This window comes from Vibrio sp. 1731, from assembly GCF_033339955.1.
Taxonomy (GTDB): domain Bacteria; phylum Pseudomonadota; class Gammaproteobacteria; order Enterobacterales; family Vibrionaceae; genus Vibrio; species Vibrio alginolyticus.
Genome location: NZ_JAWOVO010000006.1, coordinates 140,870 through 152,469, shown reverse-complemented (window position 1 = coordinate 152,469; position 11,600 = coordinate 140,870). Strand labels below are relative to the sequence as shown.

At 42.5% G+C, this 11,600-nt stretch carries 9 protein-coding genes; 3 read left to right on the top strand and 6 right to left on the bottom strand.

Features of this window, described 5'->3' with window-relative positions:
• Positions 1–6: 6 nt before the first annotated feature.
• Genes tssJ through R7035_RS09230 form a run of 3 tightly spaced genes read right to left on the bottom strand, consistent with a single transcriptional unit; the run spans position 7 to position 2,602 of the window.
• Positions 7–507: a type VI secretion system lipoprotein TssJ gene (gene tssJ, locus R7035_RS09240; RefSeq protein WP_005386118.1), complete on the bottom strand. Its 501-nt coding sequence runs from the start codon at positions 505–507 to the stop codon at positions 7–9.
• Positions 500–1,993, bottom strand: coding sequence for a type VI secretion system-associated FHA domain protein (locus R7035_RS09235; RefSeq protein WP_033906413.1), 1,494 nt, complete (start codon positions 1,991–1,993; stop codon positions 500–502). The genes tssJ and R7035_RS09235 overlap by 8 nt, the downstream gene beginning before the upstream one ends.
• 9 nt (positions 1,994–2,002) lie before the next feature.
• Entirely contained in the window at positions 2,003–2,602 is a 600-nt protein-coding gene (locus tag R7035_RS09230; RefSeq protein WP_005386114.1) for a hypothetical protein, read from the bottom strand.
• 503 nt (positions 2,603–3,105) lie between these two features.
• Here R7035_RS09230 and R7035_RS09225 point away from each other — a divergent pair.
• Genes R7035_RS09225 through R7035_RS09215 form a run of 3 tightly spaced genes read left to right on the top strand, consistent with a single transcriptional unit; the run spans position 3,106 to position 8,320 of the window.
• The gene (locus R7035_RS09225; protein ID WP_186585412.1) at positions 3,106–4,419 is read left to right on the top strand and encodes a type VI secretion system ImpA family N-terminal domain-containing protein; all 1,314 of its coding nucleotides are present in this window, start codon (positions 3,106–3,108) and stop codon (positions 4,417–4,419) included.
• A gap of 27 nt (positions 4,420–4,446) precedes the next feature.
• Positions 4,447–7,836 carry a type VI secretion system membrane subunit TssM gene (gene tssM, locus R7035_RS09220; RefSeq protein ID WP_033906411.1) on the top strand — a complete coding sequence of 1,130 codons (3,390 nt, stop codon included), beginning with the start codon at positions 4,447–4,449 and terminating at the stop codon, positions 7,834–7,836.
• A gap of 31 nt (positions 7,837–7,867) precedes the next feature.
• Positions 7,868–8,320: an Lrp/AsnC family transcriptional regulator gene (locus R7035_RS09215; protein ID WP_005373369.1), complete on the top strand. Its 453-nt coding sequence runs from the start codon at positions 7,868–7,870 to the stop codon at positions 8,318–8,320.
• A gap of 54 nt (positions 8,321–8,374) precedes the next feature.
• On the opposite strand, the gene tssG is transcribed toward R7035_RS09215, so the two are convergent.
• Genes tssG through tssE form a run of 3 tightly spaced genes read right to left on the bottom strand, consistent with a single transcriptional unit; the run spans position 8,375 to position 11,539 of the window.
• Positions 8,375–9,373, bottom strand: a complete 999-nt coding sequence (gene tssG / locus R7035_RS09210; protein WP_005373373.1) for a type VI secretion system baseplate subunit TssG — start codon at positions 9,371–9,373, stop codon at positions 8,375–8,377.
• Entirely contained in the window at positions 9,370–11,118 is a 1,749-nt protein-coding gene (tssF, locus tag R7035_RS09205; protein ID WP_033906410.1) for a type VI secretion system baseplate subunit TssF, read from the bottom strand. Before tssF ends, tssG begins: the two co-directional genes overlap by 4 nt.
• Before the next feature lie 10 nt (positions 11,119–11,128).
• Positions 11,129–11,539 carry a type VI secretion system baseplate subunit TssE gene (gene tssE / locus R7035_RS09200; RefSeq protein WP_033906409.1) on the bottom strand — a complete coding sequence of 137 codons (411 nt, stop codon included), beginning with the start codon at positions 11,537–11,539 and terminating at the stop codon, positions 11,129–11,131.
• Between the last annotated feature and the right edge of the window lie 61 nt (positions 11,540–11,600).

Sequence of the window (11,600 nt, the reverse complement as noted above, 5' to 3'; positions counted from 1 at the left end):
TATCCCTTAAAAGTAAACCTGTTCAATGCCGCGAGTGTTATCAGAAATTAACTCACTGCCCTCTAACTTGAGCTTGATGTAGTACTCGCTCTTCTCTTCAATAACTTCCACTTTTCGCCATGACGAACCATCAATATCACGAAAAGCCACTGAAAAACCGACGGCACGAGTGTCAGGGTCTAGAGTTAGCATTTCATGAACTTTTCCACCTGGCTGTATTTGATATTCGTAACGTTTGATGTACTCATCACCCAACGACGCTTTATCGCTCTCAAACAAGGCAAAGAAATCTAAGCTTCGGAACAATACTGGCGAACTTAATTCGTGAAGACGAAGAATAACTGGAGATGACTGGCCCCCATTTCTCACATTGAGTACAGGTGATGCCTCAATAACCAATTCAATCGACGAAGTTTCTGGTGTGATACCCGTGGACTCTTTAAATTGATCCCACATGGAACAACCGGACAACATGGCAAATCCGAGTAATACAGCGATACTACGCATGGTTTCCCTTAATCACTTTGTTATAGTTTTTCTTAATCAGCCCTTTTAAGGATGTTTCATTAAGCAGGCGACGATTATTAGTGTAGAAATCTAGGTATTCGGCCCACAGCTTTGACTTAGTTGAGAACAAAGACTGGCTAGCGACCCTGTTAGCAAATGCTACGGGATCGTTCGTTTCAGACTGTTCTAAAACGAGCTCATTCAGTGCTTTGTTAAGCATCACTTGGTGGTCGTTCAGCTCATCGAGCATTTGTTCAACCAGTTCATTTGGAGCCAGTAATTGCTGACTATTCAAAGTGAGCATTAGCTCTGCAATGTTCGAGTTAGCCTCACTCGCACTCTGCTCATCTTTTAACGATTCCACTTCGTGCAACTCTTTCTGTAGGTTATCAATACATAAACGCAAGCAAGTGCCCATTTGCTTGAATAACTGCGCCTCGTTTGTCATCAACTCTGGATTTCGAATACCCAAACCATCAAAAAACGCTTGCGCTATATCTTGAGAGCAAACGGCCGCATCAGTATCGACTTGTGCTTTCGTCGTGGTGTTTATCGCATGATGCTCCGTAAGTATTTGAAGTTGCTGATTAGTGTTAGGAGAAGGCGTAAAAGATTGGGTCATCTCTTCCCATTTTGACCCTGTATTAGCCTGCTCTACGACCATCTCAGTTACATTAGGCGTACGATGTTGTCTTTGAATCGCGCTATCTGGGGCTACTGTGCCAGGTTGCATCACCTCAGCTGAGGCAATATCGGCTCTATGTGGCTTACCGCTTTCTGGCGCTAATGCGTCATTGACTGATGCGTTACTCTTGGTTTCCGCAGCCATCCAGTCTTCAGGGATTAGGCTTGGTTGATCAAATTCGGAATATATACTGAAACTGTCATCGACCACCTGACGCGTGCTTTCCACGGTTCTAGGTTGTTCAGATTCTGTACGCTCATTATCACGAATTAAGTAATCGTCATCTCGCTGCATCGAAAAGTTAAGGTGAGCAACAGGATCATGACAATCAATGTCATCCTGTTTAGTCTCCATAAACAAATCTTCTAAGGCACCGACTTTTTCTTCCTCTTCGACAACCGCATCTCCTAGACTAACCAGAGGATCGCTAGATACTCGCTCAGGAGCAATATCAGCGGCGATGTCTAGTGTTGAGGTAACGTGCTCAAGAGAAACACCAATCTCATATTGCCCTAAAGAAATGATGTCGCCATCAACTATCGCAACGGGTTGATTTTTTAGTATTTTATTCCCATTTACCATTGTGCCATTAGTTGATACGTCACTTATATAGTAGGTATCTCCATACACGCTGAGCAAACAATGAGTGCCCGATATAAAGCGGTTGTGATCGGCTAAAGACACGCTACAGCTTGGGGAACGACCTATCGAACCACCACTTTCAGGCATTTCAATATGCTTTGCACCGGTGTATTCCTCTGGACACTTTGAGATAAATAAAACTAGCTGATTTGAGTACATTTACGAACCTCAAAAGAGCAAAGAAACTGATAGTTCAAGCCCACCAATTCCATCATTTACAACCGGAAGGATATAAGAGGCCTGCGGGATAATTTGTATATGGGCGTCAGGATTACTGCCTAACTTTATAGCAGTACCAAGGGTCACAACCGCACCTAACTCAAACTGGTCGATGTCTTCAACACTCTCATAACGATAGCCCTCTTGGTCTACTTGCCAGCGATTAGAATATTGCGAGTAACCGACAGACAAGCCCGCACCAACATATGGCGTGAAAACCCTCCAAGAAGTCAACGCATATTGAGGAACAACACGAAGTTCATAGTTCGTCGCTTCTTGATATAAGCCGTTTGCTGGCGCTTCAATATCTTCTGCTAGATAGTTTAGCCCTAACCACCAACGCCAACGGTTATTGTTTTCATCAATAGGACGAGTATGAACCAAGCCGAACCTAAGCGTATCCTGCTCACCACTTTTACCTTCATCGTATTTAATGCTATCGATAGTCAAGATACTGGTAGAGAGTCCATATCGCTCCCCTTTTGCCATTGCAACAGAAGAAAATAGACACATGGCTGAAATCAGCCCAATTTGACTTGGTTTTAGCATTTCGTCCCTCTAGGAAAACCGATATTCTACTTAGAGGCGAAAGATATCAATTATATTCTCTTTTTCAATAAGCCTAAAAAAACACCTATAATTTAATACATTTCAACTATCAGGTTGGTTGTTTTACCTACAAACAAAAACTAAAGAACCGACTACAGATTAAGTGACGAGACAGTAAATCTTTCTATTTAAATAGAAGTCACAGAATTTGATTGCTAATTGAACAAACCGTAATCTCCGATAACAATTTAGTTACTTTTTAATCAACGTTCTCATCTTCATATATAAGTTTCTTCTTATAAATATACTTAACTATTGATATTAATATTATGAACAAAGATCACACTAAAAGTAATTTAATTTCTTTTAATGAATTTTTATTATCTAATCCGCTTATTTTGTCTATAGAATTGCGGCAGATGTGCACTGCTTATAATTTAATATAACAGTAGTGAAATCCTATATAACTTAATACTTCTATATGATCAGTTGGAACTTTCTTTATGTTTTTTACCGACTTCGCTCGAAGACCAATCGATGAAAATAACCCAAGCGGCTCTAATCCTAATGGTTCTGAGGATTTTGACGAAATTAAACGTCAAATAAACAACCTGAATAAAGTCACAGGGAGAGTCTCGTGGAAAACGGTTCAAACACTCTCAAAAAAGATCTTGAGTACCCAAGCGAAAGACCTACGTTGTTGCTGTTACTTTACCGTTGCGTCAACCTATAACGACGGCTTAAGAGGCCTTGTTGAAGGGTTAAACTCAATACTTGATGTGTGTGTCGTATATTGGTTCAACGCGTATCCAGAGCATTCAAAGTCAAAGGCACGAATGAGCGCTATTGAATGGATGGTAGAGCATACTGAAAAACGAATTAATAAGCATCGGGCGTTACCAGAAGAGCTTCCATTGATAGAGGCAGCACATCAATTATGCTTGAGGATTGAGGAAGAGCTTCGTCTTCATTACGGTATTGAAGCGCCGTCATTAGGTCGCATTCGCCGTATTTTGAATCAATGGATTGAGCAGATAAAAGAACAACAGATTGCGGCTGAGTTACGCGAGAAAAAACAAGCCAACACTAGCGCTCCTGCAGCAACGCAGAAGGCACCTGAAATTAAAGTGAATGTGTCTCCCTCTCCGGCACCGGTGTCATTACCCAACCTAAATAGCCAAGAGAAAGCATCACCGGCAAAGTCTGGTCGATTTATGATCTACTTCGTTATTGGTTTGATTGTTACTGCGATATGTTCACATTTCATGTACGAGCAACAACGTTATCGAACATTGGAACAAAAAATTAATCAAGCTTCACTTAATGAACTTGTAAATTTGGTCGCCTCGTTAGATTACGAAAATAAAAAATATGCTCAGTCATTGAAAACGCAGGCCATTAATCGTGTCGATATTATGATGAATAACTGGTTTTTAGACTCGGCAAAAGTAAGTAACGTCAGCGAGCTCGATAGCTTGACCAATGAATTAATCGCAATCTATCCGGATTCGTCTTCTGCACAGCAACTACGTCAGAACTTTTTGACACAGAGCGCCCATTTAGAAGACCAGTTTATGGATGTTTATAAGCGATTCTCAGACGCAAGAACGGTGTTTGCCAACGTAGCTAGACAGAATGTAGATAAGAACTCTGAAAAGGCGTACGAATACAGTAACTCGTTATTCCCGCTTTTAGGTCGTATTGAATACGCTGAAAAGTATTCACAGCAAAAGGAAATTGACCGCGCAACCCTTTTACTGAACATCTACCTATATAAATTGAGTCAGCTACAAGCTGAAAAAACTGACAATAAATAACAATACAATTAAAGAAGTTTTAGGCTTATGTTCAAACAAAAACTGTTTAGAAATCCAGTGGTGATTTCTACCATATTGATGTTTTTAGTGGCTGCAATTATCACCACTATTTATCTGCTTTTTCTTGACGAAATCGATCAAATTTATCTTTGGCTGACCCTTGGTGCTATCGCCATTGTTTACGTCATTTTTCAATTCACATTATGGTTGAAGAAAAAGAACAACGCTAAAGCTCAACATTTGGAAACCGAGGAAGAAGCACTTTCTATGGTTATCCAGCCTCTTCTTGCTAACTCAGGCAAGAAACCAATTTACCTGATGCTTGGTAATAAAGGGTCAGGGCGACGTCAATTTTTATTTAATTCTAGTGCAATTAAACCGATGGATCGCACTAGAACCGCTAAGAATGACTTTTTTGAATGGTACGAATCTGACAGCGCTGTATACATCAAACCAGACCAACGCTTAGTGTTCCAGGAAGTATCAAGCAGTGATGCTTCTTTATGGAATACGTTCATTGAAGAAGTTATTCATCATCGACCTAGAAAGCCATTTTCTGGGTGTCTATTCTTCATCGATTTCGAGTTCATGATCGTCTCTGAGCCAGAACAAAAAGAGTACACCATTTCGTCGTTATTGGCGCGCTTGAGTACCATCAACTCTAAAACGTCTTCAGCATTGCCAATCTATTTGATTATGTCAAAGCTAGACAAGTTAGATGGCTTTAAAGAATACATGCACTTTAGCTCTCTCAAGACACGTGTTGAGTTCCTCTCTATCCCACTAAAAGAAGCCAAGGGTGTATTTGCAGAGTACTACCGCGATAGCTATCGAAATCTAGTGAGAGTGCTTGAAAGTAATGCGCTAGATGCATCCGCTAATTCAACGGACATTGATGAGAAACAAGCAATACTCGCTTTCCCTAAGCAGTTTGAGCTATGTCAGTCTGAAGTCAGCTATGTGCTTGAGCGTCTATGTGATGTTAACAACGGTGTCTATTCACTAGACATCCGTGAGATTTTCTTTAGTTCGAGTCTGCAAGGCGGTCGCAAGTACAATTTGCTTGCAAAAAGTTGTAGTAATTACTTCAACTTACCTATTATCGCGTCAGAGCATACACAGTTAACAGAAACGCCTTATTTCTCTCGCTTTCTGATTGATTCACAAATATTGCCGGAAAGCGACTTTGCGGGCGAAAACAAGACGTATCTTCGTCTAATTCAGAGACAAAGCCGTTTGGCAATACTCGGCTCTATTATCCTGCTTACTGGGGGCAGTTACTTCTTTTTCACGACATTAGACAGTAACTTACACGTGATGAATCAACTCTTGAGTATCGATGACAAATCGCAAGTGGAGCAAGATGCAAGATTCAATGAGCTTTTAGCGAAGGCGACGAAAGCAATAGAGCCTTCTTATGGGGCGTGGCTTAAAGGTTCTAAGGCTTTGGATGAAGAGATATTACCACTCAACATTAGCCGTTTGGATCAAAGCACTCGCATCGCTTACGAAGCATTACTTAAGGACGTTGCTCAACAGTTGATACCTCTCATTGAGAAAGGTTACCGTCTACAACTGACACAAAATCAAAACACTTTTACACGCGCTTTACCTCTATTGAAGGGGTATCTAATGCTAAACGATCCAACAAAGCGTGATATCCGTTTTTTGCGTCATCAAACTCTCCAAATGATGAACGATTTGAGCAACCAAAGTGACGTCGTCAATCAGGCGATGCGCTATTTGGACGCTTACTTTCGCACACAGTTTGATCCAATTGATATCAATATGGATCTTGTTCGCGCAACACGTCGCTCACTGCTAGCAAATTCGAATGTTGATCTCGTTTATGCAGGCATTTTAAACGAAGCAAATTCGATTGATTTAGGAACCCTAGATCTGCAACGAGCTGTGGGTTTTGAGTTTAGCAATGTATTCAACACACCAATCGATAGTGAACGCTTGATCGTAGATAAGATCTATACCTCCACTGGTTTTAGTACTTTTTATCGACCACGCGTGGACCTAATGTCACAACAAGTCATCAGTGACAACTGGGTTTTAGGTCTGTCACAACACGTTATTCCTACTAGTGAAGAACAAGAAGCCTTCAAAGAGGAAGTACGTAAAAAATATACTGACGACTACATCAGTAATTGGCGCAATGCGCTGAGTGAACTAAAAGTCCAAAACTATGACAATGTCGGCGATCTAACGAACGCGATAGACTTAATCTCGGGCCCTTCTTCACCAATGACAACCGTACTGAAGCAGGTCTATGCCAACACACAATTTTCACCCGTTGGTGAAAAAAATGCTCTGATTTCAAAACTAGACCCGAAACTCGTGGCAGCGGCAGACTCCGCATCAGACGCAGTAGAGGAAGTAGTTAAGCCTGATTACTTGTTGATGAAACGTGTTGAACAAGCTTTTCACTTATTAAACCAACTTCAGGTCAGTGAAACACCAAACTCCCCTACTCCTTGGGATGAGACCGTAACAGCGTTAAGCCGTGTTCGCACTTATATGAAAGACATCGCTGATGCACCTGACCCGCAAATGGCGGCGCTAGCGGCAGCTCAGCATCGAATGAACAGCAGTGAAGCTGACCCATTAATCAAACTTAAACAGATTGCCCAAAAATCACCGGAACCCGTTCGTAGCTGGTTGTTAGATGTGGTTCAACAAAGCTGGTCAGTCATGATTAAAGAGTCCGCTAAAGGCATTCAAACCCAATGGTACAGCGAGATTTACACCAAGTTTAAAGAGATAGGGCTAGGACGATACCCATTTGATCTAACAGCGACTGAGGAAATCTCAATTGAAGATTTTGAATTACTGTTTGCTTCAGGTGGCTTGTTAGACACATTTATTCAGAAAAATTTTGCACCGTTCTACGATACCAATTTGTGGACGCCAAAACAGGTGGATGGCGAGACGATGCCAATCTCTCCGGCTCTGTTAGTGCAACTGCGTAACTATAACGTTATTCGAGACACATTAATTAATAAAAGCACTAACCGCGTTCATATTCCGTTTAGTGCAAGAGTACTCGATCTTGATTCTAGTGCGATTAGAGCGAGCTTAAAAATTGCAGATACCAATATAAGTTACTACCACGGTCCAAGCCGCATTCGTGAAATGGCATGGCCACCGCAAAATGGTGACTTCAATATTAGTATCACACTCCAGGATGTAACCGATGAAGGCAGACAGCACGTTTTAAATAAGAGTGGTCAATGGGCGATATACAGATTGCTAGGTGACTCGACCTTGACAAACACTCATAACGGCAGCTTTGTCAGTGACATAAAAGTGTCAGGGAGGGACTTGAGCTTACGCATCACTCCGTTGACACAGAAAAACCCATTCACTCTTGCTGAGCTGTATAACTTTACGCTCCCAGAGTCGATTTAATAACAATATAAAAACAAAATAGGCAGAACACATGATTTCAAACATGACTTTACAAGGTTTAGATAAATTAGATCGAAAAATACTTTCAAGTCTATTGTCGAATGGGCGAGAGTCGATTGCGAATCTATCCCGAAACATTGGTTTGTCTCGAACAGCAGTAGCAGAAAGAATTAATCGTTTAGAAAAGACCGGTATTATCAAAGGCTATACCGCACAGATTCGCGTAGAAAATGAAGGGCGAAAAGCCGCTAGTTATCTACTGATCTCTTGTGAAAAGGGTAAGAAGAATGATGTAACGAATGCACTTAAAGAAATCCCTGAGGTTCGCTTAACGAGCGTTGTTGGTGGCAACTTTGATATTATTGCCCTAATTGAAGCGCCCGACCTGCAGTCTATTCATCATCTTTGTAATGAAATTGAATCATTTAACGGCATTCAAAGGCTTGATACTACCGTTGTACTGCATCAGCCGATCAGTCGTTAAGCTTTTCTGACCTCTTCGAGGAAAACATAAAGGGCCGCTCGTTGAGCGGCTTTCTTATATGCTTCCGATAAGTCGAATTTTGGCGTCTTTATCACCTGGGTTGCCAAGCCAGAACGTTTGACCTAGTTGGTTCCCTTCTCCATTACCCAGTTTGTTTTCTGGAATACTGTCTAGGTTAACTGTCAACTTTAGGTCCCACGACATTGGGTCACGCAGAATAAAGCGCATCAAGCCCACCAGCGTCTTATGTAACTCACCATCGTAGGAAAACTGCTTAAACGTTTCAAAATCAATGTTGTCGATACACAAGTTAAACTTGCCGTTCAAATCCGCAATGCTTTGTCCCAAGTGTAAGCTTTGCCCCAATACACAATTGGAACGATTGAGTTTGTTACGCTGGCTTTCAGCGATTTCTACGCGTCTATAAACCCATTCTTCGATTCGCACATTCGGCAGTGAAAAGTAGTGCGAAACAATACCGGAAATAAGCTTAGGTGAACGTGTACGCGTAGATAACTGGTTCACGTAAGACAGAACTTTCGCTCGATCTAACTCCGCGACTTCACAATCTTGCATAACACTAGAGAGACCAGCCAAATGCAGTATGCGCCCAGAAAACGCATCGCTTGCCCCGCTTTTGTACTGCACGTGATATCGGTATTTCTTCCAAACACGATACAGTAAGCTTGTATAGCGGTTGTGGAAAAAGTCGAAGAAATCCTTCACTGGGTTATCATCGGGATCACGACCGACGAGTTTCTCAGTGTAAGACGCTGGCAGGGGCGAGCTTGAACCATGCAAGCCAAGAAAGTTCGTCTCAATACGTGAATATTGCTGTCCGTTTCTTTCCATATGAGTAATAAAGTCCATATCACTCTTTGGAAAGCACAGGTTTGGCGACACGCTGAACTCAATTCGCTCTTGGTGAAAGTATTTGTTCTCGCCCACGGCAACAAAATTTGAGTTTGGCTCCAGCTGGTAGTGTTTCTCTAACAGCAACACCGCTTGGTAGAAACTAAACTCATTCGACTTATCAGAAAGTGTGTTAATCATAGTATCGTCTGCTGCCCGATTAGGCTTGCCCAGTTGTAAACCTCGCCCGTCGCTTCATCGAACACCTCTAGTTCGGTAAAGGAGTTCACACTCGAATATAAACGGATAAATTCATTCAATACCGTGGCCATAAGGAACATATCGCCTTCATTTACGAAGAACTTAGAGTCCGTCACGAGCTTGAATTGGTTACCACGCACAGATACACCACGAAATACGCGATCGATTGGTTTCATCTCTGAAGAAATAATGCCATCAAGTCGATGAATCGACGCGCGGTGGGCTTGTCTATCGACTCGAGAGTGGAAGTCGTAAGTCGAGAGCAACACTTTCAACACATCGATATTGGCCAAAGACAAGTAGTTGAGCGACATGTTGGCAATCAACTGCCATTGAAGTTCACCATTAACCTGAGGACTTACTGACTGTGTTGGCTTAGTAATGTTTTTAAACGTCGCATACGTTGGCGATTTGTGCGTCGCGTACGTGATGTCCCCTACTGACAGGCGCTCCGCTAAGTCCGCGTTACTGCATTGCAGTTTCATCAATACTGTTTCAGTCCCTAAATCCGCGATGTCGCCATTGTGAGTATGGAATGAGATATAGCGCTCTAACCCTCTTCCGCTTACTCGCTCGCCCACTTTGGATTTGTAGAACTCTCGCTTATCACGCTGGTTGATTTGGTGCTCAAACGATTCAAATTCAATCAGTGGTTTTCGGCGACGCTCGTCTTTACTCCAACTCTCCACTTGCTCAATGGAATAAACCTCGTAATGCTCCTGAGTGTTACTTTGTGGACGCACCTTGTACTCGTTTCGTCGATGCTCTAAACGGATTGGATCGCCGTCTTTTTCAAACAAGTTAACCGCAGGTGTGCAGTGCAACCTTAAGTGTTTATCTTTAAGCACCACCTCTGAAGGCAAAGCACGCTTAAAGTGGAATTTGATTTTGACCGTACTGCGCTGTGGAATGCCTTTTAGCCACTCTAAGCCTTTAATGTCGAAGAACATGAACTTATCTGGCAAAGAGAAGAATTCTTGCAGCAAACGGTAGCCTGCAAAGGAGTTTTTGCTGTAAGGCAGCAGCGCTTCGTCTTCTTCATGCCCCACTGGCTTAACGTATTCTGGCCCTAGGCGGTGTTTGTAGCCACCACCAACATCCAACTCGAAGTAATCTAGATAACGGAACAGCCATAAGAAGACAGTGCGAGTAATATGAATCTCACCATGCAGGTGCAATCGCAGCGTGTCTAAACCTATCCGAGACAGCTCAAGGCCATGCTCCGTCGATAACGTTACATCAATCATCGAACTGGTGCGGCTGTTAGTTTGTTCAATGTTAGTAATCGTAATTGGGTATAGATTGACGTCATAACAAGTACGGAACAAACACTGCGTGCCTTCTACCTGCTCGCTAGCCATTTCCGCACCACGTTTCACCACGGTTTTCTCAGTAACACTTCCGGTATGCGGTTTTAGTTCGCTAATGCACAAAGACGGGATCGAACGCATGTAATGTGGCCACAGCAAAGTCATCAGAGATTGCGTTAGCTCAGGAAGTTCATCGTCAATCTTTTCGCGGATGCGTCCGGTCAAAAAAGCAAAACCTTCCAGCAATCGTTCGACATCTGGATCAAAAGTTCCTTCAGAGAGAAAGTGAGTTAACTTCGGATGATATTTGGCAAACTCACTACCCGACTCGCGTAAATACGTGAGTTCATCTTGAAAGTATTTACTGTTACTCAAGTGGCACCTACTAAACGTTAAATTGGCCGTCGGTTCCCATGTAGACATCGATCGACATTGGGACTTTACCGCCGTTATGGGAAACTTCGCCGCGAATACCAAAGCCGAGTTGTAATGGATTATGGTGGTCTTCACGGTAATGAACCTCGACATTAAACAGTCGGGGCTCAAAGCGTTCTATGGTTGACGTGATGTTTTTTTGAATATGGCGAACGAGGTTTGTGTTGTTAGAAAGTACGTCGTTAAAATCTGGCAGACCATACTCATTGTCGATCATTGCGTTGCCGGAGTGCGTATTCAACAAGTCAGCGAGATGCGAGTGAATGGATTCAATCAAATGCTTATGAGACACCACTTTCTCGTAGCAGTTTTTTGGTTCTCCTAGCTCGATCCGCTCTAAAAGACGGTAACCTTTTTCCATATGCGATCCTACGAAAAAAGCAGCCAGTCTTCACTGGCTGCTTGATGGTTTCAGTAATGGG

What these genes read in the sequence shown, in the direction of transcription:
- tssJ (WP_005386118.1), bottom strand. Translation starts at nt 507, where the DNA reads ATGCGTAGTATCGCTGTATTACTCGGATTTGCCATGTTGTCCGGTTGT.
- R7035_RS09235 (WP_033906413.1), bottom strand. Translation starts at nt 1,993, where the DNA reads ATGTACTCAAATCAGCTAGTTTTATTTATCTCAAAGTGTCCAGAGGAA.
- R7035_RS09230 (WP_005386114.1), bottom strand. Translation starts at nt 2,602, where the DNA reads ATGCTAAAACCAAGTCAAATTGGGCTGATTTCAGCCATGTGTCTATTT.
- R7035_RS09225 (WP_186585412.1), top strand. Translation starts at nt 3,106, where the DNA reads ATGTTTTTTACCGACTTCGCTCGAAGACCAATCGATGAAAATAACCCA.
- tssM (WP_033906411.1), top strand. Translation starts at nt 4,447, where the DNA reads ATGTTCAAACAAAAACTGTTTAGAAATCCAGTGGTGATTTCTACCATA.
- R7035_RS09215 (WP_005373369.1), top strand. Translation starts at nt 7,868, where the DNA reads ATGATTTCAAACATGACTTTACAAGGTTTAGATAAATTAGATCGAAAA.
- tssG (WP_005373373.1), bottom strand. Translation starts at nt 9,373, where the DNA reads ATGATTAACACACTTTCTGATAAGTCGAATGAGTTTAGTTTCTACCAA.
- tssE (WP_033906409.1), bottom strand. Translation starts at nt 11,539, where the DNA reads ATGGAAAAAGGTTACCGTCTTTTAGAGCGGATCGAGCTAGGAGAACCA.